Genomic DNA, 24,860 nt, shown 5'->3' on the forward strand with positions numbered 1-24,860 from the left:
TGGAATCCGACTCCATGGGTTCCCCCGCTGTCGGGGGTCGCCGTTAGGCTCGACGTCGTGGTGCATCAGCTGGGCCGGGCGCAGGCGCGGCGGATCGCCGTCCGGGCCCAACTGCTCGCCGCCCCGCGGCCGACCGACCTGCTGACCGTGGTGCGTCAGCTGACGCTGCTGCAGATCGACCCGACGGCCGCCGTCGCGCCGAGCGCTGACCTGGTCGCCTGGAGCCGGCTCGGCCCGTCGTACCGGCCGGCCGAGTTGCAGCGGGCGCTGGAACGGGACCGGTCGCTCTTCGAGCACCAGGCGATGGTGCGGCCGATGGACGATCTGGGGCTCTACCTTGCCGCCATGGCGGCAAGGCCGAGTCACGAGCGGCAGCGCGAGTGGCTGCGCGCCAACGACTCGTTCCGCCGCGACGTGCTCGACCTGCTCGGCCGCTCCGGGCCGCTGCTCTCCCGCGACATCCCGGACACGTGCGTCGTGCCGTGGCCGTCGTCGGGGTGGACCAACAACCGCAACGTCACACAGATGCTGGAGTTCCTGGTCCTGCGCGGCGAGGTGGCGATCGCCGGCCGCCAGGGCCGGCAGCGACTGTGGGACGTGGCGCAGCGGGTCTACCCGCCCGGCACGCCCGTCGTCCCGCTGGAGCGGGCGCTGCGGCTCCGCAACGAGCGGCGGCTGCGGGCGCTGGGCATCGCCCGGGAGCGGGCGGTGGTCGTCCCCGGCGAGCCGGCGGACGTCGGCGAGGCCGGTGAGCGGGCGGTCGTCGAGGGCGTCCCGGGGGTCTGGCGGGTGGACCCGGCCGCGCTCGGGCAGCCCTTCACCGGGCGTACGGCGGTGTTGTCGCCCTTCGACCGGCTGGTGCACGACCGGGTCCGCCTCGCCGAGCTGTTCGAGTACGAGTACGTGCTGGAGATGTACAAGCCGAAGGCCAGCCGACGGTGGGGCTACTTCGCGTTGCCGATCCTGCACGGCGACCGGCTGGTCGGGAAGGTCGACGCCACCGCGGACCGCCGGCGCGGTGCCTTCACCGTGCACGCCATCCACGAGGACGTGCCCTTCACCCCGGAGCTGACCCGGGCCCTGCACGACGAGCTGCGCGACCTCGCGGCCTGGCTGAAACTGACCGCCGAGGGCCTGCGCTGACGGGTGATCGCCAGGCCCCGTGGCCCCGACGACCACCCGTCCCGAGCTAGGCGATCCGGCGGACCCGGCGGACGGCGAGATACAGCAGGAGTAGGGCCAGGGCGACGAAGATGCCGGTCTCGATGCCCTGGAACAGCCAGAACCGGTCCGCCGGCTGGTAGAGCTGCCAGTTGTACGCGCCCGGCTCGAGGCCCAACTCGGACCCACAGATCCGACCGTCCGGTCCCTTTCCGCCCGGCGGACACTGGATCCGGGTGTCCTCGGCGATCATCGTCCCGTCGGGGTTGCGGACGCCCTGGGTGAGGATCCAGTCACCCCGGCTGATCTCCGGAGGCCCGTCCCTTTCGATCGGGAAGGTCTGGGTGCGGGCGGGCTGGTAGTGCGGGCGGGCCAGGATCTCCACCGCCGCCCGTACGCCGATGAACCCGGCCAGGGTGATGCCCATGGCGGGCAGCATCCGCTTCCACACCGTCCCGGCGAAGACGCCGAGGGCCACCGCGAAGAGGGTGTACCCGATCGGGACGACCCCCTGCAGGTCGAAGACGATCACGCCGAGCCGGCCCTCCTGGGCGGCCTGGGTCAGCGGGTCGACCCACCACGAGATGCCCAGCCCGTAGCCGACCGCGAGGACCACCACGGCCGCGCCGACCAGCCCGAACTTCACCAGCGCCCAGCGGGTCCTGCCCACGCCCTGGGTCCAGACGAAGCGGTGCGTGCCGTGCTCCACCTCGCGGGCGACCAGCGGTGCGCCCCAGAACAGGCCGACCAGGATCGGCAGGGTGATCAGCAGCACGGCCAGCAGGTTGAGGCTGCCGTAGCGGTTGCTGAAGCGGTGGAAGGCCGCGTCGCAGCCCTCCCGGGTCGCGGCGGCCAGGTTCGGGTCGTTCAGTTGGCGTACGCACTCCGCCAGCCCGAGGTCGGCGAAGCTGCTCCGCATCGACAGGCCGATCGGCACCATCAGGGCGGCCAGCGCCGCGAACCCCAGCAGGGTGAAGAACGCCTGCTTGCGGTGTTGCCGCCAGGTCAGCCAGATCATGCCGGGACCCCCCATTCGCTGTGCTTGGTCTGTGCGGTGCCCTCGGCCAGGTAGGCCAGGACGACGTCCTCCAGGCCGACCTCGCGCACCGTCCAGGCGGGATCGGTGACCGGGCCGTCGGTGCGCACCAGCAGCGTGGACTGCCGGTCGGTGTGGCTGGCTCGGACGACGACGGCGACGCCCCCGATCGGGCCGCCGTCGTGCCGTGGGCCGATCAGCTGCCGGTGCCCGGCCACCAGGTCGTCGACCGCGCCGGCGAGCTGCACCTGGGCGGCGTTGAGGACGATCAGGTAGTCGCAGACCCGTTCCAGGTCGGTCAGCAGGTGCGAGGAGAGCAGGACGGTGGTGCCCGAATCCGCGACGCTGCCCATCAGCGACTGGAGGAACTCGCGCCGGGCGAGGGGGTCGAGGCTGGCGACCGGCTCGTCGAGCAGCAGCAGCCGGGGCTGTTTGGCCAGCGCCAGGGCGAGCGCCACCTGGGCACGTTGCCCACCGGAGAGTTTCCCGACCGGCCGGTCCGGCGGTATGCCGAGTTGGGCCAGCCGCGTACGGGCCAACGACGCGTCCCACCGCCGGTTCAGCTTGCCGCCGGCGATGACCAGCTCCGCGGCGGTGAAGTCCCGGTACAGCGGGGTGTCCTGAGCGACGAACCCGATGTCGGCCAGGCCCTCCGTGTCGCCGTACGGCGACCTGCCGAACACCCGCACCGCGCCCGCGTCGGGCTTGAGCAGCCCCACGGACAGGTGCAGCAGCGTGCTCTTGCCGGCGCCGTTCGGCCCGACCAGCGCGGCGATCCGGCCGGCCGGCAGGTGCAGCGAGCAGTCCCGCAATGCCCAGGTGCTGCCGTACCGCTTGCCCAGCCGGTCGGCCTCCAAGACCATGTCCATCCTCTGTCCTCTCGTCCCGCTCGCTTGTGCTCGCTGCTGTGCCTGATAGTTCGCTCGCGTGCGCTCGCTCACGCCACCGCTTCGCGGCGGCGCGAGCGCCTGCTGCTGTGCCTGATGGTTCGCTCGCTTGCGCTCGCTCACGCGAGCTCCTTCTGCGGGGTGTCGTCGGCGAGGGTGGCCCGCAGCGTGGTCTCCACCAGGGCGACGACGTCCTCGGCCGTGAGGCCGGCGGCGTGCGCCCGGTGCAGCCACGCGACCAGGTCTTCGCGCAGCTCGGCCTGGTTGGGCAGGGACGCGCCGGCCAGGGTGCGCTGGACGAACGTGCCCACCCCCGGCCGGCCACCGACCAGACCCTCGATCTCCAGCTCGCGGTACGCCTTCAGCACCGTGTTCGGGTTGATCGCCAGCGACTGGGCGACGTCCCGGACCTTTGGCAACTGGTCGCCCGGCACCAGCAGACCGACCCGCAGCGCCTGTTTCACCTGCTGCACGAGCTGCATGTAGGTGTTCACCTTCGACCGGCTGTCCAACACGAACTCGATCACTCGAGATGATCCTTTCTGTTGTCCTACGACAGTAGGACTAATAGACAGCTTCATCGGGAGCCGCACCGCTGTCAAGGGCGACGCGGCACGTCACCCGAACGGGTCGGGGTGTTGGCACCGGCGGGCCAGGATCTGGCACCGACGGGTCACCCGGCCGGGAAGGGCGAGAGCACGCGATCCGTGTGGACGGGAGGTGTTCGATGGTCACCAACGAACTCGCGGTGACGACGGCGACGCCGTTGCAGATCGCCGGCTGAGCCGGGCCGGGCGGGAGCCGGGCGGGGCGTGTAGGCCGAGGCGGAGCGGGTACCGCGTTCGGGCTGGTCCCCAGGGCGTGACCGGCGACGAGCCGAGGTGCCGTGCCGTACTGCGGAAGGGTCCTGCCGTGGGGTCGTACCGGATCGGGTGGGCGGGCGGAAGCCGGGTGCGACCGGATCGGGCGGCCGGCAGGCCGCTGACCAGGCTCGCCACGGCGGGCCTCGCGGCGCACGTCTTCTTCGAGCTGGGCGCCGGCGTCGGCATGCCGGCGGCCTCCGTCCTCGGCCCGGTGCCCGCCGCCGGGCTGTGGGCCCTGGGCTCCGGGGCGCTGTGGCGGACGGCCGGCACCCGCCCCGCGTCCAGCGACCGGGTCTTCGCCGTCTGCAACGGCGTGGGGCTGGCCGCAGTGACCGCCCACCTGCGGGGCTGGCCGCGCCAGCGCACCCGGCTGGGCCTGCCCTGGCTGCGCGAGTGCGAAGGGCTGGGGCCGGAGCTGATGCGGTACTACAACCCCATCCTGTACACCGCGGGCGCGGCGGCCCTGGGCGCGCTGCTGCGGGAGAACCGTTCGGCGCCGCGCTACCTGCCGCTGCTGACGCTCGGCCTGGTGCCGCTGCTCATCGTCACACAGCACGCCGAGCACTGGCGGCTGCGCGCGATCGCCCGCCAGCGCCCGGGCTGGTGGAACCGCAGGCTGCGGCGACTCGACTGAAACACCCGGTCAGGTCCGGCGGCCCTCGTCGCGGGTGGGGATCCCCTGACGCTGTTCGAGGGCGTCCGCCGGGTTGGCATCGGCCGGAAGCGACGTCGCATCCTCCAGCGTGCCCGCCGGTAGGGCACCCTGCTCCGCCAGGTCGGCCTCGGACGCCTCCGGGTCCACGTCACCCGACATCCGGTCCGGCGGCCCCGGGTCGATCGCGTCCTGCCGTTGCTCGAGGGCGTCCGCCTCCGGCGGAGGAGTCACATCATTCTGCTCGTCCCGATACGTGCTCATCGCGGCCTCCTGCCGGCGGGTGTCGACATGCCGCCTACCCGTCACCGTCGCGCTCACGCCTGGTGCCACCATCCGAGCACCGGCCGGAGGTCGCTCCGCGGACCGTGGTGGCGGCGCCGAGGTCGACCGGAGCCGGGCCGCGGCCCGAGCAGACCAGCGACCCCACCTGACCGCCGGCGAGGATCGGCGCCGTCGCGGTGCCGGCCAGCACCAGCGGACCGGTCACCCGCGCCCCCACCACCGTGACGTGGTCGGTGGTGCCGGTCAGGGTCACCGCGCCGCGTACGTCGGTGTTCAACAACTCGACGGTGGTGGCACCGGTCGACACCAGGCTCCCGGCGATCGAGGACCGCTCGGCGACCAGGCTGGCACCGGGTCGGACGGTCACCCCGCCGGACACCGTCGCCGCGCGCAGGCAGGTGACACCGGTGCTGACCACCAGCGGGCCGGCGTGCCGGTCGGAGACCACGCTGGTGCAGGCCGGCGGCGCCGGGATCAGCGTGGCCACGAACGCGCGGGCCGCGCCGATGTTGCCCACCGCGTCGATGCCCCGGTACTCGATGGTGTGCCGGCCGTAGCCGGGCGAACGCTCGGCGAACGGGGACACCGACAGGCCGCCCGAACCGAGGTTGCCATAGACCAGGCCGTCCACGTCGGTGCCGGTGGCGGTGAACAGGAAGGGCGCCCGGGCGTCGGTGGGCCAGCCGTAGTAGTTGTGCCAGCCGTCGCCGTCGAGCCGGAACTCCGAGGTGACCTGGCCGGCGCCGTCGTCGGTGCCGGTCAGCCCCATGGTGAACGGGCCGTTGTACACGTACTCGGTGGGCCGGCCGGGCCGGGTGAGGGTGAGCACCGGCTCGGAGAGGGCGTACCCGACGTCGGGGCGGGTCGCGTCGACCGTCCAGCTGCGGGTCACCGTCTCCCGGGTCACCCGGTCGTCGACCCGGGCGGTCAGCCGGTGGGTGCCCCGGGACAGGCGCAGGCTGCCCAGATCGAGGTCCCGGTCGTTGCCGGTGTCGGCCACCGGCCGGCCGTCGAGCGACCAGCGCACGCCGGGCACCCGGTCGGTGGGCTGGCTGGTCTGCACGTACACCACGTCGTGAGCCCCGACCGGCCGGTCGATCGCCGTGGAGCCGGTGATCTCCAGCGGCGGGGCCACCGGTGGGGTGCGCAGCGCGGTGTCCACGGTCCAGGCGCGGGTCTGGGTCAGCGCGGGCGAGCTGCGTACCGCCGGGTCGCGGACGAACGGGGTCGGGTCGGTCACCGTGGCGGTGACCGTGTGCCGGCCGGGCGCGAGCCGCAGCGCCCGCAGGTCCAGGTGGCGGGCGTTGCCGGTACGCGGCACCGACCTGCCGTCCACCGACCAGGTGACGGCCAGCGCGTGGCTCACCGGGTGCAGGGTGTCCACCCAGAGCACCCGGTCGGCGCCGACCAGCTGATCGGTGGCCGTGCCGCCCTGCACGATGCCGACCCGGTCGGCGATCCGCTCGGTCATCTGTTCCCGGGCGACCTGGTCGAAGTAGAAGCCGAGCGACTTCATCATCGAGTGCCGGCTCGGCCGCCACACCCCGCGCTGGAGGTACAGCCCGCCCTCGTACCGGCCGATCTCGCCGCCGGACTCGCTCGGCTCGCCCAGCCAGCGCCACCATTTGGCCCGGGTGTCGCGCATCTGCTGCTCGGTCAGCACCGTGTGGTGCACCGAGTCGGGCTCCGGCCCGGTGTACGTGTCGCCCGGCACCCCACGGCCGTAGTAGTCGTACTCGTCCTGCAAGCCGCCGAGCGAGTGCCCCAGCTCGTGCGGGCTGATCAGCGCGGAGAGCGCGTTGCCCCCGGAGGCGGTGGCGTTGCGGCCGCCAGCGCCGCCGTAGGTGCCACTGTTGGCCAGGGCGATCAGCTGCCGGTTGCCCGGGTTTGTCCCGACGGCCAGGTCGGCGTACGCGTTCGCCGCCGCGCCGTCGACCGTCAACAGCCGCTGCACGCTGGCCGGGTTGCAGCCACCCCAGAAGCCCATGTCCAGTGCGGTGTCCCGCTGCGGCGCGGACAGGCTCGGATCGCAGTCCACGCCGGACTCCGCGGACGTGATCTCGACGGCGTAGACGTTGAAGTAGCTGCGGTAGGACTTGAACGGCTCGATCGTCCACAGCGTGTTGAGGTGCCGGTCCACGTGTGACCGGAAGGTGGGCAGGTCGGCCGCGGTGTAGCCGTCGCCGAGCAGCACCAGGTTGAACCGTTTCGCCGGGTCTCCGGTGACCTGGATCGGCACCACGGTGGCGTTGTCCACCGGCGCGGCGGCGGCCGGTGTGGGGGCCACCAGCCCCGCCGCGAGCATCGCCGCGACCCACAGTCCCGCTCTGATCCGCACCCCTGGCTCCCCTCCGTGTGCCGGGCGGCCCGACCGGTGGCGACGCCGTCGCCCGCGCCTGCCGTGACCGTGGTCATCTCGGACCGTACCGGGGTGCGGGCCGGCGCAAAACCCTCCGCCAGCCGCCCTGTCCTCAGTGGACCTCGACGGGTCAGTCGACCAGCGCCACCGGGGACCGGTCGCGGCGGGGTTCGGCGGCCAACCCCAGTGCCAGCAGCGCGCACACCGCGCCGACCAGGAAGAGCAGCGAGGCCGTCGGCTGGCCCAGCCACTCCCACAGCGGGTGCCACGCCGGGTGCGGCTCGTCCAGGTGGTGCCCCACCAGCGACGGCGCGGTGAGGAGCACCGGCAGCCACCACAGCACCATCGTCACGCCGAAGAGGAAGGTCGCCGCGCCGCTGACCCGGCGGCCCTCGGTGCGTCGGCTGGCCCAGCCGAAGAGCAGGAAACCGGCCACCGCGCCCAGCAGCGCGCCGAGCACCCCGGCGGGGACCACCGCGGGCGGCGGCGCGCGGTGCAGTTCGACCGCCAGGTACGAGGCGTCGGCGGCGGTCTGCGTGGAGATCGAGGCGTTCAGGATGGTGTCGCCGCGCCGGGCGGTCAGGGTGGTGTCGGTGATCGGCAGCGGTGTGGCGCACAGCTTGTCGGTGCAACCGGTGTAAGCGGACACCTGCGGGTCGTACAACCGCCAGCCGGCGTCGGTCAGGCGTTGCCGGGCCACCGCGATGATCTGCTCGGCGGGCACCGGTGGCGCGCCGAAGGCGGTGGCGCCGGTGGCGCTCTCCTGGTACTCGCCGCCGTCGCCGATCAGCACCGTCTTGACGGTGCGCAGGGTCAGCGCGTGCCCGTAGACGACGAAGAGCGCGGGTGGGACGTCGATGTCGCCCAGGTCGTGCCCCGGGAAGACCTCGGTCAGGATGGCGCCGGCCTCGGCGCGGTCGGGCTGCGGTCGAGAGGTCTCCCAGGCCGCCCGGCTGGCCAGCGCGCCGGTGAAGAGGCCGCAGATGACGGTGGCCAGCGCGGCCCAGGCGACGACGCTGAAGCTGGCCGGGCGGCCGAGCCGGCAACGCAGCCCACCCCGGACCAGGTCGACGGTCTCCCGGGCGGTGGGCCGGGTGCGGCCGGGCGGCGCCGTGTCCAGCAGAAGCGCCATCACCTCCGCCGCACGGGCTCGCCGCCAGTCACGCGGATACCAGCGCAGCAGCCGCCGGTACCGGCGGGCCAACGGGTCTGTCGTCGGCATGGCCATCCTTCGGGTCAGGCGGGGCGCGACCGCAGGTGACGCAGTCGCGCCTCGGCGGCGGTGGTGAGCTGGCGGAGCCGGGCGGTCTCCGCGTCGAGCGCGGCGATGCCGCGGTCGGTGAGCCGGTAGTAGCGGCGCAGCCGCCCGTCGACGGTCTCATCGTGGTCGTGTGTGATCAGTCCTTCGGCGGCCAGCCGGTCCAGCGCGGTGTAGAGGGTGCCGGCCAGCAGGGTGACCCGCCCGGCCGACAGCTCCGTGACCTCACGGACGATGCCGTAGCCGTGCCGTGGACCGCTGGCGAGCGCGGTGAGGATGAGGAACGTGGGCTCGCGCATCCCTGCCATGCCGGCACTATAGATAGATCATCGATATATGAGCAAGGATGTCAGCGTCGTCCCCGCGATGGCCACCACCGGGTGGTCGGGATCGGCCAGGATGGGCGAGGTGGCCGGCCACGGCCGGGCGAGGAGGGCGGGCGATGCGGGTGCGGGCTCGGGTGACCCGGGGGCGGCACGCCCGCGCGGGAGCGGTGCTGGTCGCCCTGCTCGTCGGCGCGGTCCCGCTGTCCCCGGTGCTGGCACCGGGCACGGCGCTGGCCGGCGCGCCCGGGGCCGGCACGCCGGTCTGCCAGGTGCGCGACGACCGGCTCAGGGAGATCTCCGGGATGGTCGCCACGGACGACGGGTACGTGGTGGTCAACGACGGCGCCGACGACGAGTCCCGCCGCCGGATCTTCTTCCTGGACCGGCGCTGCGAGGTGGTGCGGACGGTCGCCTACCCCTCCCGGCCCCGCGACACGGAGGACCTGGCCGTCGGCCCGGACGGCACGATCTGGGTCGCCGACATCGGCGACAACGACCGCACGCGCGAGACGATCGCGCTGTGGCGGCTCGCGCCCGACGCGGACCAGCCGGTGCTGCACCGGATGGCGTACCCGGACCGCCCGCACGACGCGGAGGCGCTGCTGCTCGACGCGAACGGCCGGCCGCTGATCGTGACCAAGGGGGGCAGCGGCACCGTCTTCCTGTACGCACCGACCACCGCGCTGCGGCCCGCGGTGACGACGCCGCTGGCCGCGCTCGGTCAGGTGGTCCTGCCGGCCAGCACGACCAGCAACCCGTACTCGTTCCTCGGTCGGGGCGTGATCACCGGCGCGGCGAGCGCACCGGACGGGCGCCGGGTGGTGCTGCGCAGCTACGCCGACGCCTTCGAGTACGACGTGCCCGACGCCGACCTGGTCGCCGCGCTGACCACGGGCACCCCGCGGGTCGTCCCGCTGCCGGACGAACCCCAGGGCGAGTCGATCACCTACGGCCGGGACGGTCGGTCGCTGTTCACCGTCTCCGAGTCGGCCGACCAGCCGCCGGGCACCCGGCCGGCGATCCTGCGGTACCCCGTCGCGGCGGCGACGGCCGCCACTCCACGCCCGACGGAGTCCGCCACCGTCGACCCGCTGACACCCAGCGCGGCCCGTCCGGCGGCGGAGCGGGTGAGCACCGAGGGCGATCGGACCTGGCCGCTGGTGGCCGGCGCCGGGACGCTGCTGGCGCTGCTCGGGCTGGCCGGCGTGCTGCGGTGGCGGCACCTGACCCGACGGTGACGGCCGCGCCGTCGACCACCGCCGGCCGGCGCCGGGGCCTCATCCGCCGCAACCGGCCCGCCCCGCGCTGACGGACCCACCGACCGGCCGGTCGCCGGGCGGGTCGGTGCGACAGGATGGATGGATGTCCGTGCTGTCCGCGTTGCGCCACCCGATCGTCGCCGCCCCGATGGCCGGCGGTCCGTCCACGCCGGCGCTCGTGTCGGCCGTCTCCTCGGCCGGCGGGCTGGGGTTCCTGGCCGCCGGGATGACCGACACCGACCGGCTGGCCGCCGACATCGCCGAGGTCCGCGCCCGCACCGACCGGCCGTTCGGTGTCAACGTCTTCCTGCCCGGTTCCGGCGCCGTCGACGAGGCCGCCATCCGGGCGTACGCCGACCGGCTCGCACCGCAGGCCGACCAGCGCGGCGTGACCCTGGGCGACCCGGTGGGCGGCGACGACGGGTACCCGGACAAGCTCGCCATGCTGCTCGCCGACCCGGTCCCGGTGGTGTCCTTCGTCTTCGGGCTGCCCGACCGGGCCGCGGTGACCGCGCTGCGCGAGCGGGGCACCGAGGTGTGGGCCACGGTCACCCGGCCGGCCGCCGCGACGGCCGCCGCCGACCTCGGCGTGCACGCCGTGGTGGTGCAGGGCACCGAGGCGGGTGGGCATCGCGGTGGCCTGCCGGACGACGACGACTACGGGCTGCTGCCGCTGCTCCGGCTGGTCGCCGCCGGCTGTGACCGCCCGCTGGTGGCGGCCGGAGGCATCGTCGACGGCCCCGGGGTGGCCGCCGCGCTGGCCGCCGGCGCCGCCGCCGCGCAGCTCGGCACGGCGTTCCTGCGCTGCCCGGAGGCGGGCAGTTCGCCGATGCACCGCGCGGCGGTGGCCAGTTCCGCGCCGACGGCCCTGACTCGGGCGTACACCGGCAAGCGGGCTCGCGGCGTGGTCAACGACTTTCTGCGCCGGCACGACCCGGCGGCACCGGCCGGCTACCCGCAGGTGCTGCACCTGACCCGCCCGCTGCTCGCCGCCGCCCGGCGCGACGGGGACGCCTCGGTACCCAACCTGTGGGCCGGGCAGGCGCACCCGCTGGCCCGGGACCTGCCGGCGGCCGAGCTGGTCGCCGAGGTGAGCGCCGAGGCCCGGACGGCGTTGGCGGCGGCGGCCGAGCGGGCGACCCGCTGGGCGTGACCGGATCGCCGGCGAGCCGGGCGGGCGGGACGGGGCGGGGCGAAAGCCGTAGAGTCTCGCCGTGATCGAGATCGGCGCGCAGGTCGACCTGTCCCACCCACCGGACCGGGTGTGGCTCGCTTTGACGGATCGGGAGCTGCTCGGCCGGTGGTTCGCCGAGGCCGAAACGGTGGCGGGAGTCCCGGACCGTCTGGTGCTGCACACGGCCGGGTTGCCCGGCTTCGACGCCGACGTCGAGGTCGAGGTGACCGAGCGGCAGGTGCCGGAGCTGCTCGCGATGCGCTGCGACGAGGCCGGCCGGCTCACCGAGGTGACCTGTGCCGTCACCGCCACGAAGCAGGGCAGCCGGCTGGAAGTCCGCGAGGTCACGACGCACGGCGCCTGGTCCGCCGAGCAGCACGACCCGCGTGAGCAGCAGCTCCGGCAGGCGCTGACCGTGCGCCTACCGGCCATTCTCGACTGGCTCGCCTTCCAGCAGGTCGACCTGCGGCGTGGCGAAGCCGGAATGACAACCGAACTGCCGACGATCGGCGCGCTCGGCGCTGGCCCCGCCCGGGCCCGCCGCCGTCGCCGCGCAGTGGTCGCGGTGCTGGCCGGGGCCGTACTGGTCGCGGGGCTGGCGGCGTGGGTCGCGTTGCCGGGCGAGCCGGACAGCGCCGCCGCGCCGCCCCCGCCAACGTCGTCGCCGTCGCCGTCGTCGTCGACCGGGGCGGCTGTCGCGTCCACCGGCACACCGAAGGCGACGCCCTCGGCGCGCCCCTCGCGGACCGGCGCGTCGGCGAGCCCCCGCCCGAGCCGCACCCCGTCCGGCAAGCCGTCGAGCAATCCCGCCTCGGTTCCGCCACCCCCACCGCCGCTGACCGCCAACTACCGCACGGACTCCAGCCGACTGTTCGGCTACACGGGCGAGGTGGTGGTCGGCAACCCGGGAGGCGCGCCGGCGGCGGACTGGGTCGTGGTGGTCACCCTGGCCGAGGGCAGCAGCGTCGACGACGTCGACGGCGCGGACTGGCGGCAGGACGGGCGGGCGATCACGTTCACCGGAGCGGCCGTGCCGGCCGGTGGGTCGCGGACGGTCCGCTTCGACGTCCGCGACAGCCGGCCGAAGGCCAGGGAACCGGAGGGCTGCACGGTGGGCGGCAACCCGTGCGCGGGCCTGTGAAAGGTGCCCGGCGACAGGCGGTGCCAGCGCCGCGGCGGTGACCGTCGTGCCGCCTCCACGGGGTCTCGCCGCCGACGCCGGGCGGCACGCCCCGGGGTCGGTCGGCGGGTGGTCGTCCCTAGGCTGGCGCCATGGCACTGCTGCACCGGGCGACCCTGCGCCCCTCGAAGATCGACCTGCTGGCCACCTGGCTGCCCGCTCGACCCTGGTACCGGGGGCCGGCCGGCGCCGACGTGGTGAGCCGGGGCGCCTACCGCTTCGACGACCCCGCCGGCGCGGTCGGCATCGAGACGATGCTGGTCGGCGCCGCCGACGGGCCGGTCCACCAGGTCCCGCTCACCTACCGTGCCGCGCCCCTCGACGGCGCCGACGACTGGCTCGTCGGCACCACCGAGCACTCGGTGCTCGGCCCGCGCTGGGTGTACGACGGCTGCGGTGACCCGGTGTACGCGGCGGCGCTGGCCCACGCGATCCTCGCGGGCACCGGTCAGGCCGAGCAGTACTTCGAGGTCGACGGGCGACGCGAGCTGCGCGCGCCGACCATGACGGTCGTGGCCAGCGGTGCCGGGACGCCCCCGGTCGGCGACGGGGGACCGGTGGCCGACGAGGACGCCACGCTCATCGTCACCGACTCCGTCGAGCTGGTCGTCGTCCGCCGGCCCGGCACCACGTCCACCGGTGCCGCCGGGGCGGTCCTCAGTGGCAACTGGGACGGGCAGCCGACGACCGTGCCGCTGGCGTACGCCCGGGCGCGCTGACGACACCGCGGCCCGGCCTCCCCGCAACCGGTCGACGGGCGGGCCGGCCAGCCGTTACGGTCGGGGCGTGGTAACCGTCGCCGACGTGCGGGCCCTTGCCCGGACGCTGCCACGCAGCAGTGAGCACCTGATCCGGGACCGGGTGAAGTTCCGGGTCGGGTCGATCGTCTACGTCGCTTTCTCCCGGGACGAGACGACGATGGGCTTCGGGTTCCCGAAACAGGAGCGGACCGGGCTGGTCGCCGCCGAGCCGGAGCTGTTCTTCCTGCCCGGCGAATCGGACCTGCGCTTCAACTGGGTGTGCTGCCACACCGCCCGCCTGGAGCACGGGTACATGACCGAGCTGGTCACCGAGGCCTGGCGGATGGTGGTGCCGAAGTTCCTGGCCCGGCAGCGGCTGGGCAGCTGACAGCGGACGGGGGCCCGGATGTCCGGGCCCCCGTCGCGTCACCACTGTGCGGGCGGCGGTGGCGGCGACACCGGCGGCCGGTCGTCGCAGGTGATGGTGTTCGGCAGCAGCCACGGGGCCAACCAGCCGCCGTCGTTGCCGCCCAGGTCGGTCAGCGTGAACTCCGAGCCGGCCGGGGTGAAGTGGAACGACCCGCAGTTGTTGACGCCCACCGCACCCACGTTGCGGGCATCCACATTGGCGAACGAGGCCGACCCGGCCGACCGGGCGCTGACCACCGAGGTGCCGGTGCCGTCGACCCGGATGTCCCGGAAGCGCACGTTGGTGATGGAGTAGAGGTCCTTCACCGGCCAGTCGCTGACCAGCATGATCGCGTTGTAGGTGTTGTCCAGGTACGCGTCGCCGACCACCTCGATGGACGCGTCGATGCTCCGGTCCAGAGCGAAGATCCAGATCGCGCCCAACCCGATGTTCCAGTTGAGCTCGTACGTGCCGGCCCGGGCCGTGGTGTTGTTGGTGATCCCCAGGCGCCCGGTGAACGGCTCCGCGCCGAACCGGGAACCGACGTGGATGCCGCTGCCCTCGCGGACCGGGTCGGCGATGAGGTTGTGCGAGACGGTGTTGTCCGTGCCGCCGTAGATGGCGATGCCGTTGGCCAGCGTCGGCGACTGCACGGTGTTGTGGTCGAACGTGTTCCGCGCGTTGGCCGTCGTCTCCGACCACATCGCCAGGCCGTCGTCGCCGGTGTTGCGGACGAAGTTGTGCGCGACGAGCGAGTCCGTCACGCCGGTGTGGAAGTTGAGCGCGTCCGCGATCTGGTCGACGACGATGTTGTTGGTGACGCGCACGTTCCGCATCGGCCCGTCGAACCAGAGCCCGACCTTGGTGTGGTGCAGGTAGAGCCCGTCGATGGTCGAGTCGCTCATCGCCCCGCCGATCGCGTTGACCTGGTCGGTGTCGATGCGTTCCCGGACGTCGCCCTCGATGGCGAAGCCGGAGAGGTGGACGTTGCGGCTGCCGCCGTCGGCGGCGTCGCGGCCGTAGAAGCCGACGCCGGTGTGCACCGAGCCGTCCGGTGCCGGCGTCGCCAGCGCGACCTCGCGGCCCTTGATGACGGTGTACCAGCTGCCGGCGCCCTCGATGGTCACGTCGTCGACGATGATGTGCCGGTTGACCTGGTAGGTGCCCGGCGGGATGTACACCTTCAGGTGCGCTCGCCGAGCGAAGGCGATGGCCCGGTCCAGGGCGCCGGCGGAGTCCCGCCGGCCGGTGGGGTCGGCGCCGAAGGCCAGCACGTTCGCCGCCAGGAGCCGGACGCGCGGCGGCCCGACCAGCTCGGAGTCGAGCAGGTCGATGACCGTCCAGGCGGCGGTGCTGCCGGCCGGCGCGGTGAGCCGCACCCGGTCACCGGCCCGGTAGGTGCGCCCGAGTAGGAGCCGCTGCTCGTCGTAGAAGTGGGTGGGCCGAAACGGCGTGCTGATGGTCGGATACGGCGTGGTGGCCGACGGCACGCACGAGCACTCGGTGATCCACCAGTCCGGGTGCAGCAGCCCCGCCTGGGGATCGTTGGAGAACGGGTACTGGTTGTAGAGCCACGAGTACTGCGAGGTCAACGTCATGCTGCGCAGGTGTCGGCCGTTGACCGCGACGCCCAGCGGGGCGGTGATCCCGCCGCCGCGCGGCGCGTCCGGGATGCTGTACCGCACGGTGATCGCGTTGGCCGCGCTGGGCAGGACGAACTCGACGTACTCGCCGGGGGTGAGCCGGACCGCCCGGCGCCCGGAGGCCTCCGCGGGCAGGGTGTAGGCGGACCGGTCCGGGCCGATGACCTCGCCGTTGGTGCGGGCGTTCTCCGCCTCCTGCTCGACGAAGTCGACGTCGGCGCCGCGACCCGCGACCAGCGCCGGGTCGAGGGCGGCCCGGGTCACCACCGGCTGCGCGCCGGCGGGCGGCGCGGCGGCCGCGGCGGGCCCGGCGCTCAGCAGCGCGAGGACGGTCGCGGCCACGACCGCGCCCGCGGTCAGTGGACGGTGGGGGCGTCGCCGCGCCGGGATTCCGCTCCGGGACATGGGACTCTCCTCTGTGGTCCGCGGCGCTCTCACCGGCGCTCGGCATCGAGCGTCATGATGCCAGTGGCGAACGTCACGTTGCAAGAGCAAGATGGAAACATGAAAGGCGGCGACTCGTAAACGGAAAGAAACCGACAACGCGAGTCGATGGTGAGCTCCCGTGGACCAGCTCCCGACCGGCGTAGGCTGAACAGCGTGGATCAAGAAGACCGGATCGCCCTGTTCCTCGACTACGAGAACCTCGCGTTGGGGGCTCGCGACCACCGTGGCGACGTGGCCTTCGACTTTCGTCCCATCGGCGACGCGCTGGCCGAGCGGGGGCGGGTGGTGGTGCGCCGGGCGTACGCCGACTGGTCGTACTTCGACGAGGACCGCCGCATGCTCACCCGGTCCCACGTCGAGCTGATCGAGATCCCGCAGCGGATGGGCGCCTCCCGCAAGAACGCGGCCGACATCAAGATGGCCGTGGACGCGATCGAGCTGGCCTTCGAGCGCGACTACATCTCCACCTTCGTGATCTGTAGCGGCGACAGTGACTTCACCCCGCTGGTGCACAAGCTCCGCGAGCTGAACAAGCGGGTCATCGGCGTCGGCGTCGAGGGGTCGACCTCGGCGCTGCTCCCGCCGGCGTGTGACGAGTTCCTCTACTACGACCGCCTGGAGGGTGTGGACATCCCGCCGACCCGCGGCCGGCGCGGCCGTCCGACGCGGCAACCCGGCCCGGACCAGCGCCCGCCGGAGCAGGAGCGGGAGCCCGAGCCGGAGCCGGAGGAGGAGCCCGGGCGGGACGTGGACGCCCTCGCCGTGCAGGTGGCCCAGACGGTGGCCGGGTTGCAGGGCAGCGCCAGCGGCGAGGTGACCGCCTCCCGGCTCAAGCGCACCCTGCTGCGCAAGGACCCGACGTTCAGCGAGTCCGACTACGGGTTCCGCACCTTCGGCGAACTGCTGCGCCACCTCGCCGCGCACAACGTGATCGAGCTGGCGGAGGGTCCGGCGAAGGGTGACCCGGAGGTCTCGCTGCCGGAACACGGCGATCGCGAGGTGGCCTTCGGTCTGCTCCGTGGCGTCGTGGGAGACCTCGGCAGCGGGGGCAACCCGGTGGCGCTGTCCGGGCTCAAGAACCAGCTGCGCCGGGCCCGGCCCGACTTCAGCGAGAAGAAGCTCGGCTACCGCAGCTTCCTTCAGTTCTGCAAGGCCGCCGCCACCAGCGGTGCGGTCGACCTTCGGTGGAGCCCCGAAGCCGACGACTACCTGCTCACCGCGCAGGGGTGAGCGCCGGCCGGCCCCGCGCCGGCGTGCGCACCGGCGCCTCGCCCCGTCCTGATCCGCTGCTCAGGGCCGGAGGAGTGGCCCCGGTGGCTTCTTCCTGTCGACAGTTGACCCGAACTGCGCCCGAATTAGGGCTGTCGTCCTGCTTCAGGCCCACCTGCGCCGTACCCCTGGCCGGCGAATTGCTATACGGTCGGCGAATGATGGTGGAGGAGCACTGGTGGAACGGTGACACGACCCCGCGCGGGCGCCGGGACGTGTACATCCGTACTGACGGGCAGGGTTGGGAGGTCCGCGCCCAGATTGGTGGGGCGTCGGGTCGTGAGCGGGTACAGCAGTGCCCCAGCCGGGCCTCGGCGGCCATCCTCGCCGACGCCTGGCGCGGCACCCACCCTTCCTGGCGCGAACTGAAGCGCTGATCCGGCACCGGGCCGGGCCGGCAACGCTCCAGGGCTCCAAGCCCGGCGCGGCACCGGCCGGCCCGGCGCTTGGCCCCCACCCGCACGCGTACCAGGCCGTTCGTCCCTGATCAGCGGCTGGTCCCCTCGATCACCTGATGCTGAGCAGTCGTCGACGGGCTGATCCGACTACCGAGCATCAAGTGATCAAGGGGCCCGGCGCGTTCCTGCAATCCCGTGTCTCCCGCGTCAGGTGGGGTACACCGAAGCAGGCCGGTACGCCCCCTTGGAGGTCGCCATGTCGCAGGGTCCCGATGAGGAGAACCTGAGGATCGAGGAGGAGGCGCGGGAGGCCGAGCGTCGGCTGGCCGCGCTCGGCGACCGGTCCGAAGACGCGCTGACCGACGAGGAAGCCCGGGTGCCGGACGACGCCCGCACCGAGCAGGACGCCGGCTAGGGCCGCCCAGCCGAGGGGTCAGGCTTTCGGGTTCGGCGGGACCGGGAGCACCACGCCCTCGGCAGCCGACCGGTGCGCCAGCTCGATCAGCTCGACGGTGGTGACCGAATCGCGCGGATCCACCGGCATCGGGGCGCCGTCCCGCAGCGCCGCCGCCACCTGCTCGTAGAAGCTCTGGTACGAGCCGGGCTCGGTCGGCACCGGCCGCAGCTCACCGTCGACGCCGAGCAGGCCGTACCGCTCCGGGGGGACCTCGCCCCAGCCCGGCTGGTCCGGCCGGCCGCCCTCGTGCAGCGCCGCTTCCTGCACGTCCAGCCCGTACGTCGTGTAGCCGGCCCGGTCACCGAGCACCCGCAGCCGGGGCCCGAGCTGAGCGGTGATCGCGCCCATCCACAGGTGCGAGTGGACGCCGTTGGCGTGGGTCAACGCCACGAACGCGTCGTCGTCGACGGCGGCACCCGCCCGACGGCGGTCGACCTCGGCGTAGACGCGGTCGACCGGGCCGAACAGCTGCACCGCCTGGTCGATGAGGTGGGCACCGAGGTCGAAGAGCGCGCCTCCGGCCTCCTCGGGGCCGGCAAGCTCGCGCCAGCCCGGCTTGATCGTCGGACGGAACCGCTCGAACCGGGACTCGAAGCGCAGCACCCGCCCCAGCTCGCCCTGCTCCACGAGGCGGCGTGCGGTCAGGAAGTCGCCGTCCCACCGCCGGTTCTGGAACACCGTCAGCGGCACTCCCCGGCGGTCGGCCTCCTCGACCAGCGCCGCACTCTCGGCGGCGGTGGGGGCCAGCGGCTTGTCGACGACGACCGGCAGACCGGCGGCCACCGCGGCCCGGGCCATCGGCACGTGCAGGCGGTTCGGTGTCGCCACCACGACCAGGTCCAGCGCGTCCGGCGTACGCCACAGCTCGTCGGCGTCGTCGACCAGGCGGGCGTCCGGGTGGTGCTGCCGGGCCTGCTCGCGCTTCTGCGGATCACGGGTCATGATGGCGTCCAGCCGCAGCCCGGGCGTCGCGGCGATCAGCGGTGCGTGGAACACCCGGCCCGCCAGCCCGTAACCCAGCAGACCGACCCGCAGCGCCTCCGCCATGCCGTACTCCCGTCTCCCGGTCCGCGCCCTGGTGACGGCGGTCCCGCTGATCGAATCTACGCCCCGGCCGGCCGGCTCCGACCCGCGCCCGGCGCTGCTCAGCTGGCCGGGTCGGCCCGCAGGTAGGTGAGCACCGCGAGTACCCGGCGGTTGGTGTCGTCGCTGGGCGGCAGGTCGAGCTTCAGCAGGATGTTGCCGACGTGCTTGCCGACCGCCGCCTCGGTGACGTGCAGCCGGGCGGCGATCGACGCGTTGGACCGGCCCTCGGCCAGCAGCGCCAGCACCTCACGTTCCCGGGCGGAGAGCGCGGCGAGCGGGTCGCGCGGGCGGTGCAGCAGCTGCCGGACCACGTCCGGGTCGATGGCGGTGCCGCCGGCGGTGACCCGATGCAGCGTGTCGACGAACTCGGTGACCTCCGCGACCCGATCCTTGAGCAGGTAGCCCACCCGCTGGCCGTCGCCGCTGTCCAGCAGGGCCGCGGCGTACCCGGTCTGCACGTACTGGCTGAGCACCACGACCGGGAGCCGGGGTCGCTCGGCGCGCAACGCCACGGCGGCGCGCAATCCGTCGTCGCGCCGGCCGGGTGGCATCCGGATGTCGGTCAGCACCAGGTCCGGCTGGTGCGTGCCGGCCGCGTCCAGCAGCTCCCCGGCGGAGCCGACGGCCGCGCACACCGCGAAGTCGAACCGGGTGAGCAGCGCGACCAGGCCCTCGCGCAGCAGCACCTCGTCCTCGGCCACCACCACACGGGTCACGGACGGCACGGCAGCTCCACCCGGACCAGAGTAGGCCCGCCGGGCGGGCTGGAGAGCAGCAGCCGGCCGTCCGCGGCGGCGACCCGGTCGGCGAGGCCGGTCAGGCCGGTACCCCGGGCGGGGTCGGCGCCCCCGCGGCCGTCGTCGGACACCTCGACGACGAGGTCCCCGCCGGTGCGGGTGAGGCGCACCTCGGCGTTGGTCGCCGCGGCGTGCCGGGCCACGTTGCCCAGCGCCTCCGACACCACGAAGTAGGCGGTGGTCTCGACGATCTCCGGTAGCTCGCCGTCGAGGTCGGCCCGTACGGTGACCGGGACGGTGGCCGCGGCGGCCAGTTCCCGTACCGCTCCGGCGAGGCCGAGGTCGGTGAGGCTCTGCGGCCGGATGCCGTGCACCAACTGCCGCAGCATCATCATCAGGCCCCGCGCCTGGTCGTGCGCGACGGCGAGGGGCCGGGCGGCGGGGGAGTCCTCGGGTACGTCCAGCCGGGCCAGGCCCAACTGAAGGGTGAGGCTGGTCAGCCGGGGCTGCGCGCCGTCGTGCAGGTCACGCTCGATGCGGCGACGTTCGGCCTCGTACGCGCCGACCAGCCGGGTCCGGGAGCGGGTGACCTCGCGCAGCGCCGCCGCGTCGACCGGCCACGCCAGCGCCCACCGGGCCACGGCGGCCTGGGCGGCGGCGAGCAGACCGGCGGCGTACCAGAGCACCGGGATCAGCAGGACACCCACGATCGCGTACGGAATGGCTTCGCCCGTGGTGTCGATCGGCCGCACGATCACGACGGGCTGGTGAGAATCGCCGGCCAGCCAGGGGCTGGTGACCATCCCGAGGTCGAGCAGCACCACCAGCAGCAGCACCCAGTACGCGACCGGCAGGAACCCGCCCAGCCAGAACAGGTACGCCACCTCCCGCCAGGTCGCGGCGTTGCGGTAGCGGGCGGCCAGGCCCGGCCAGGGTGACGCGGGCAGCGGACGGCCGTCCACCAGGCGGAGCCGCCATCGCTCGACGGCGGCCACCGGGAAACTCACGATCGGGGCCAACGCCAGCAGGATGAGGCTGCCGGTGGCCAGGAACAGCATCAGCGCGATGCTGGGCGGTCGGCCGTGCAGCCGGAGCGCGTTGACGGCGGCCAGCAGGGGTCCGCCGATGACGAGCAGCCCGACGGCGAGCAGGCCGGCGATCGGCACGGTGGTCACCAGGTAGGCCAGCGCGCGCCAGGGCCAGGCGGACAGCAGCCAGCGGCGGCGGCGCAGCGCCTCCGCCAGGTGCGAAGGGTGTTCCGGGGTCATGCAGCAGACGCTAATCGGGGGCGACCGGGTGCCCCAGCCGTCCAGATCCACTCTCCGGGTATGCCCAGCACTACCGGCCGAACGGGTGTGCGGGGTCCAGAAACGGGAAGAACGCGCCGTCACGCGACCCGCGTGACCTGTGCTGGCGGCGGCTGGAGAGACATGGGTGCCAGAACCTTCGTGGTGGTCGGCGGGACCAGCGGTCTCGGCCTTGCGGTGGCCCGGCTGCTGGTCGACGAGCACCAGGTCGTGGTGTTCGGCAACGAGCCGGCCGAGGTGGCCGCGGCGACCGACGAGCTGGGTTGCGACGGTGCGGTCTGCGACATCTCCTCCTACGAGCAGGTCCGCGACGGGTTCGCCGCGGTGGTGCAGCGCTACGGCACGATCGACGGGGTGGCGGCCTGCGCCTCGATGTGGGCGGGCGGCGACCTGGGGAACCTGTCGGTGGAGCACATCCGCCGGGCCGTGGAGATCAACGTTCTGGGTCTCACGTACCTGCTGCGCGAGGCGGTGCAGCACCTGCACCGGCAGGGCCACGGGAACGTCGTGTACATCGGCGCGCTGGCGCTGGCGGCCCCTCGGCCGGGCATCCCCGTCTACCGGGCCACCAAGAGCTACGGCAACAGTCTGGTCGACTCGCTGGCCGAGGCCCAGCACAGCAACCAGGTCAAGGTGATGCAGCTGCATCCCGGGCCGATGCCGACGCGGCTACAGGAACGGGTGGGAGCCGAGTTCCTGGACGAGGTGTACGCCATGCCCGAACAGGTCGCCACCGAGGTCGTCCGGCTGCTGCTGCTCGAACCCGACGACCTCTACGTCTCCGGCGAGCGCGTGCTGCGCGCGGACGGGCGGTGGTGACGGCGGCAGCCGGACCCGACGACCGTCCGGCCTCGGCGTGGGCGCCGCTGCGGACGGCGGTCTACCGCAACCTGTGGCTGGCGCTGCTCGCCGCCAACATCGGCACCTGGATGCAGACCGTCGGCGCGCAGTGGCTGCTGATTCACCACTCCAACGCCTCCACCCTGGTCGCGCTGGTGCAGACCGCCAGCCTGCTGCCGGTGCTGCTGCTGGCGCTGCCCGCCGGGGTGCTGGCCGACAGTTTCGACCGCCGGCACCTGCTGATCGCCGTGCAGCTGTTCCTGGTGGCGGTGGCGGCGGCGTTGACGCTGCTCACCCTGACCGACCGGATGCCGCCGGCGCTGCTGCTCACGCTCACCTTCGCGTTCGGGGTCGGGCAGGCGCTCACCCTGCCGGCCTGGGCGGCGGTGATCCCGGAGCTGGTGCCGCAGGACCAGTTGCGCTCGGCGTCCGCGCTCGGTTCGATCAGCGTGAACGTCGCGCGGGCGGTCGGGCCGGCGGTGGCCGGTGTACTGATCGCCCATAGCGGGGTCGCCCCGGTCTTCGCGTTCAACGCGGTGGCGTTCGGAATCTTCGCGTACGCGCTGTGGCGCTGGCGGCCCGGCAACGCCCGCGCGGTCGAGGTGCCCGAACGGTTCACCGCCGCGCTGCGCGCCGGTAGCCGCTACGTACGCCACTCGCCGATCGTGCGCCGGTTGCTGCGTCGGGCGCTGGTCTTCGTGATCCCGGCCAGCGCGCTGTGGGCGTTGCTGCCGCTGGTGGCGAACCGACGGCTGGGGTTGGGCTCCGGCGGGTACGGGCTGCTGCTGGCCGCCCTCGGGGTGGGGGCCATCGCGGGCGGTGTGCTGCTGGCCGTGATCCGCACCCGCCTGTCGGCCAACCAGCTCCTGCTCATCGCCGGGGCGGTGTTCACCGTCGCGCTGACCGTGGTCGCCACCGTGCAGGTGGTGCCGCTGGTGCTTCTCGCCCTGCTGCCCGCCGGTATGGCCTGGGTGACCGTGCTGGCCAACGTCAACGCCGAGATGCAGCTCTTCCTGCCGAGCTGGGTACGCGCCCGAGGGCTGGCCGTCTACCAGGTGTGTTTCGCCGGGGGGCAGGCGGTGGGCGCGCTGGTGTGGGGGCTGGTGGCCGACATGGCCGGGCTGGTCCTCGCCTATCTGGCGGCGGCGGCGCTGATGCTCGTCGGCACCGTGACAAGTCGGATCTGGCCGCTGCCCGACCTGCGGACCGTGAACCGGGAACCGGCGGCCTACTGGCCGCAACTGCACCTGGCGTACACACCGGACCCGGGTGTGGGGCCGGTGCTGGTGATGGTGCAGTACACCGTCCGGCCGGAGCAGAGCCAGGCGTTCCTGGCGGCGATGGATCTGGTCCGCGGCGCGCGACAGCGGACCGGCGCGATGCGCTGGGCGCTGTTCCGCCCGGCCGAGACCACGGACTGTTTCGTCGAGGTGTACCTGGTGCCGTCCTGGGACGAGCACCTGCGCCAGCACGGCGGCCGGTTGACCGGCGAGGACCGTGCGGCCGAGGAGAGGGCCCGGGAGTACACCGACGGCGCCCCGGAGGTGCGGCACCTGGTGCCCGCCGCCGCGGGACCGACACTGTCCGACGACCGCGAGGCGCTCTGACCCCGCTCGGGTACGTGAAGGGGGCGTCACAATCGCCCCGATCGGCGTAGCGGACGCGTGAAAACCCTCCCGGGCACCGGACTCCCCGAGCTTCGATGGGTTCGGCGGGTCCGAGGTACGGGCCGTCGCCTCGCCGGAGGCGTGCTGTGGTTGTCGAGCGGGAGCAGAAGACCGCTGTGGTCGGTGGGTCGACGCCCACCGGGGTGAGCGTGGCGATCGGATGGGTGGTGATGATCGGCGCGGCGCTGCTCGCGGGCGCGCTGTTCTCCCCGGTGGAGCTGCCGGCCCGGACGCTGGTGATGTCTGTCGCCGCCGGGGCGTACGCGGCGGTGGTGGCCGATCTACGGGCGGTCGCCGCGGTGACCGGGCTGGGCATGGCCACCTTCGTCGGCTTCCTCGTGCACCGCTTCGGTGACCTGACCGCCGGCGCGGACGCCTGGTCGTACGCCGTGGTGATCGCGTTCGCGGCCACCCTCGGCGCGGGATACCGCTGGCTGCGCTCGATCGCCCGGTGACCGACTGAGCGCCGGGTCGATCCACGGCGTACGGCGTACGGCGTAGGATGGCCACACCATGGCCAGTGAGCGCAAGGCGACCCCGGACCCGGCCCGCAGTCTGGCCATCCTGTGGCGCACGCGGGAGCCGACCAGCCGCAGCGCCGGGCCGGGGCTGAGCGTCGACCGGATCGTCCGGGCCGCCATCGCCATCGCCGACGCCGAGGGCCTCGACGCGCTGACCATGCGCCGGGTCGCCGAGGCGTTGGGCGTCGGCACGATGTCGGTCTACACCTACGTGCCGGGCAAGGCCGAACTCGTCGACGTCATGGTCGACACCGCGTACGGCGAGATGCCCCGCGCCGCCGTCGCCGGGGACTGGCGGGCCCGGCTGGAGCGGATCGCCCGGGACAATCTCGCGCTCTACCAGCGCCATCCCTGGATGCTGCGGGCCGAGACGACCCGGCCGGTGCTCGGCCCCCACCTGCTGGCCAAGTACGACCACGAGCTCAACGCGGTCGCCGACATCGGGCTCACCGACGTGGAGATGGACGCCGTGCTCACCCTCGTCCTCGGGCACGTGAAGAGCGCCGCGCGCGCCGCGTCCGAGGTGGTCGACCTGGAGCGGGAGACCGGCATGACCGACGGCCAGTGGTGGCAGTCGCACGCGCCCTGGCTGGAGACGTTCATGACGGCCGGCAGCTACCCGACCGCCGCCCGGGTCGGCACCGCCGCCGGGCAGCAGCACGGCGCCGCGTACGGGCCGGAGTACGCCTTCGAGTTCGGCCTGCAACGCGTCCTCGACGGCATCTCGGTGGTGGTCGCCGAGCGGGCGGCCACTCGGCAACCCGGCTAGCCGCCGACGTCCGTCACTGGTACTGGCCCGCAGGCAGGGATCGCCCGAACGAACGGGTTGCCGGGCCGGGCGGAATCGACCCGGGCCAGACGCTGCGGGTGGTACGACTGGAGGCGGCGGCACCGGGGGC

25 protein-coding genes are annotated in these 24,860 nt (G+C 73.6%); 14 read left to right on the plus strand and 11 right to left on the minus strand.

Going from position 1 to position 24,860, the window contains the following annotated elements:
- Nucleotides 1–57 precede the first annotated feature (57 nt).
- Entirely contained in the window at nucleotides 58–1,143 is a 1,086-nt protein-coding gene (locus AB0K07_RS08405) for a crosslink repair DNA glycosylase YcaQ family protein (RefSeq protein WP_363752029.1), read from the plus strand.
- A gap of 46 nt (nucleotides 1,144–1,189) precedes the next feature.
- Here the strand turns inward: AB0K07_RS08405 and AB0K07_RS08410 are convergent, their stop codons facing one another.
- From AB0K07_RS08410 to AB0K07_RS08420, 3 genes are all read right to left on the minus strand, one after another.
- Entirely contained in the window at nucleotides 1,190–2,179 is a 990-nt protein-coding gene (locus AB0K07_RS08410) for a transporter (protein WP_363752032.1), read from the minus strand.
- Complete coding sequence (locus AB0K07_RS08415; RefSeq protein WP_363752035.1) at nucleotides 2,176–3,066, minus strand: ABC transporter ATP-binding protein; 891 nt, start codon at nucleotides 3,064–3,066, stop codon at nucleotides 2,176–2,178. Before AB0K07_RS08415 ends, AB0K07_RS08410 begins: the two co-directional genes overlap by 4 nt.
- A gap of 137 nt (nucleotides 3,067–3,203) precedes the next feature.
- Entirely contained in the window at nucleotides 3,204–3,611 is a 408-nt protein-coding gene (locus AB0K07_RS08420) for a GntR family transcriptional regulator (RefSeq protein WP_363752038.1), read from the minus strand.
- A gap of 424 nt (nucleotides 3,612–4,035) precedes the next feature.
- Here AB0K07_RS08420 and AB0K07_RS08425 point away from each other — a divergent pair, with 424 nt between their 5' ends.
- The gene (locus AB0K07_RS08425; RefSeq protein ID WP_363752041.1) at nucleotides 4,036–4,581 is read left to right on the plus strand and encodes a hypothetical protein; all 546 of its coding nucleotides are present in this window, start codon (nucleotides 4,036–4,038) and stop codon (nucleotides 4,579–4,581) included.
- A gap of 9 nt (nucleotides 4,582–4,590) precedes the next feature.
- On the opposite strand, the gene AB0K07_RS08430 is transcribed toward AB0K07_RS08425, so the two are convergent.
- The 4 genes from AB0K07_RS08430 to AB0K07_RS08445 all read right to left on the minus strand — a co-directional run bounded on the left by AB0K07_RS08430 (nucleotide 4,591) and on the right by AB0K07_RS08445 (nucleotide 8,800).
- The gene (locus tag AB0K07_RS08430; protein ID WP_363752044.1) at nucleotides 4,591–4,863 is read right to left on the minus strand and encodes a hypothetical protein; all 273 of its coding nucleotides are present in this window, start codon (nucleotides 4,861–4,863) and stop codon (nucleotides 4,591–4,593) included.
- Between the two features lie 34 nt (nucleotides 4,864–4,897).
- On the minus strand, nucleotides 4,898–7,222 hold the full coding sequence (locus tag AB0K07_RS08435; RefSeq protein WP_363752046.1) for a M64 family metallopeptidase: 2,325 nt from the start codon (nucleotides 7,220–7,222) through the stop codon (nucleotides 4,898–4,900).
- Nucleotides 7,223–7,373: 151 nt separating this feature from the next.
- Nucleotides 7,374–8,465 (minus strand): hypothetical protein, encoded by a 1,092-nt coding sequence (locus AB0K07_RS08440; RefSeq protein ID WP_363752049.1) that lies wholly within the window; start codon nucleotides 8,463–8,465, stop codon nucleotides 7,374–7,376.
- Nucleotides 8,466–8,479: 14 nt separating this feature from the next.
- Nucleotides 8,480–8,800 (minus strand): helix-turn-helix transcriptional regulator, encoded by a 321-nt coding sequence (locus AB0K07_RS08445; RefSeq protein WP_363752789.1) that lies wholly within the window; start codon nucleotides 8,798–8,800, stop codon nucleotides 8,480–8,482.
- A 143-nt stretch (nucleotides 8,801–8,943) separates the two neighbouring features.
- On the opposite strand from AB0K07_RS08445, the gene AB0K07_RS08450 reads away from it, so the two are divergent.
- From AB0K07_RS08450 to AB0K07_RS08470, 5 genes are all read left to right on the plus strand, one after another.
- Entirely contained in the window at nucleotides 8,944–10,065 is a 1,122-nt protein-coding gene (locus AB0K07_RS08450) for a hypothetical protein (RefSeq protein WP_363752052.1), read from the plus strand.
- A gap of 124 nt (nucleotides 10,066–10,189) precedes the next feature.
- Nucleotides 10,190–11,239: a nitronate monooxygenase gene (locus tag AB0K07_RS08455; protein ID WP_363752055.1), complete on the plus strand. Its 1,050-nt coding sequence runs from the start codon at nucleotides 10,190–10,192 to the stop codon at nucleotides 11,237–11,239.
- Nucleotides 11,240–11,300: 61 nt separating this feature from the next.
- Nucleotides 11,301–12,401 carry an SRPBCC domain-containing protein gene (locus AB0K07_RS08460; protein ID WP_363752057.1) on the plus strand — a complete coding sequence of 367 codons (1,101 nt, stop codon included), beginning with the start codon at nucleotides 11,301–11,303 and terminating at the stop codon, nucleotides 12,399–12,401.
- A 131-nt stretch (nucleotides 12,402–12,532) separates the two neighbouring features.
- Entirely contained in the window at nucleotides 12,533–13,159 is a 627-nt protein-coding gene (locus AB0K07_RS08465; protein ID WP_363752060.1) for a hypothetical protein, read from the plus strand.
- A gap of 67 nt (nucleotides 13,160–13,226) precedes the next feature.
- On the plus strand, nucleotides 13,227–13,568 hold the full coding sequence (locus AB0K07_RS08470; RefSeq protein ID WP_363752063.1) for an MmcQ/YjbR family DNA-binding protein: 342 nt from the start codon (nucleotides 13,227–13,229) through the stop codon (nucleotides 13,566–13,568).
- Between the two features lie 38 nt (nucleotides 13,569–13,606).
- Here AB0K07_RS08470 and AB0K07_RS08475 read toward each other — a convergent pair whose 3' ends face one another.
- The gene (locus AB0K07_RS08475; protein ID WP_363752065.1) at nucleotides 13,607–15,637 is read right to left on the minus strand and encodes a glycosyl hydrolase family 28-related protein; all 2,031 of its coding nucleotides are present in this window, start codon (nucleotides 15,635–15,637) and stop codon (nucleotides 13,607–13,609) included.
- 195 nt (nucleotides 15,638–15,832) lie between these two features.
- On the opposite strand from AB0K07_RS08475, the gene AB0K07_RS08480 reads away from it, so the two are divergent.
- The 3 genes from AB0K07_RS08480 to AB0K07_RS08490 all read left to right on the plus strand — a co-directional run bounded on the left by AB0K07_RS08480 (nucleotide 15,833) and on the right by AB0K07_RS08490 (nucleotide 17,761).
- Nucleotides 15,833–16,909, plus strand: a complete 1,077-nt coding sequence (locus AB0K07_RS08480; RefSeq protein ID WP_363752068.1) for a PIN domain-containing protein — start codon at nucleotides 15,833–15,835, stop codon at nucleotides 16,907–16,909.
- A gap of 197 nt (nucleotides 16,910–17,106) precedes the next feature.
- Complete coding sequence (locus tag AB0K07_RS08485; RefSeq protein WP_252419515.1) at nucleotides 17,107–17,325, plus strand: hypothetical protein; 219 nt, start codon at nucleotides 17,107–17,109, stop codon at nucleotides 17,323–17,325.
- Between the two features lie 277 nt (nucleotides 17,326–17,602).
- A complete protein-coding gene (locus AB0K07_RS08490; protein WP_363752071.1) occupies nucleotides 17,603–17,761 on the plus strand; it encodes a hypothetical protein in 159 nt (52 codons plus the stop codon).
- Nucleotides 17,762–17,779: 18 nt separating this feature from the next.
- Here the strand turns inward: AB0K07_RS08490 and AB0K07_RS08495 are convergent, their stop codons facing one another.
- The 3 genes from AB0K07_RS08495 to AB0K07_RS08505 form a co-directional block, all read right to left on the minus strand.
- Nucleotides 17,780–18,850, minus strand: a complete 1,071-nt coding sequence (locus AB0K07_RS08495) for a Gfo/Idh/MocA family oxidoreductase (RefSeq protein WP_363752074.1) — start codon at nucleotides 18,848–18,850, stop codon at nucleotides 17,780–17,782.
- A 98-nt stretch (nucleotides 18,851–18,948) separates the two neighbouring features.
- Nucleotides 18,949–19,614, minus strand: coding sequence for a response regulator transcription factor (locus AB0K07_RS08500; RefSeq protein WP_363752076.1), 666 nt, complete (start codon nucleotides 19,612–19,614; stop codon nucleotides 18,949–18,951).
- On the minus strand, nucleotides 19,602–20,894 hold the full coding sequence (locus tag AB0K07_RS08505; protein ID WP_363752078.1) for a sensor domain-containing protein: 1,293 nt from the start codon (nucleotides 20,892–20,894) through the stop codon (nucleotides 19,602–19,604). The genes AB0K07_RS08500 and AB0K07_RS08505 overlap by 13 nt, the downstream gene beginning before the upstream one ends.
- A gap of 162 nt (nucleotides 20,895–21,056) precedes the next feature.
- Here AB0K07_RS08505 and AB0K07_RS08510 point away from each other — a divergent pair, with 162 nt between their 5' ends.
- The 4 genes from AB0K07_RS08510 (at nucleotide 21,057) to AB0K07_RS08525 (ending at nucleotide 24,730) form a co-directional block, all read left to right on the plus strand.
- Nucleotides 21,057–21,752, plus strand: coding sequence for an SDR family oxidoreductase (locus AB0K07_RS08510; RefSeq protein ID WP_363752080.1), 696 nt, complete (start codon nucleotides 21,057–21,059; stop codon nucleotides 21,750–21,752).
- Entirely contained in the window at nucleotides 21,746–23,380 is a 1,635-nt protein-coding gene (locus AB0K07_RS08515) for an MFS transporter (RefSeq protein ID WP_363752082.1), read from the plus strand. Before AB0K07_RS08510 ends, AB0K07_RS08515 begins: the two co-directional genes overlap by 7 nt.
- Nucleotides 23,381–23,526: 146 nt before the next feature.
- Nucleotides 23,527–23,895 (plus strand): hypothetical protein, encoded by a 369-nt coding sequence (locus AB0K07_RS08520; protein WP_363752084.1) that lies wholly within the window; start codon nucleotides 23,527–23,529, stop codon nucleotides 23,893–23,895.
- Nucleotides 23,896–23,953: 58 nt separating this feature from the next.
- On the plus strand, nucleotides 23,954–24,730 hold the full coding sequence (locus AB0K07_RS08525; RefSeq protein ID WP_363752086.1) for a TetR/AcrR family transcriptional regulator: 777 nt from the start codon (nucleotides 23,954–23,956) through the stop codon (nucleotides 24,728–24,730).
- Nucleotides 24,731–24,860 lie beyond the last annotated feature (130 nt).

The organism is Micromonospora sp. NPDC049301 (genome assembly GCF_040678715.1).
In the GTDB taxonomy this organism is placed as follows: Bacteria; Actinomycetota; Actinomycetes; order Mycobacteriales; family Micromonosporaceae; genus Micromonospora.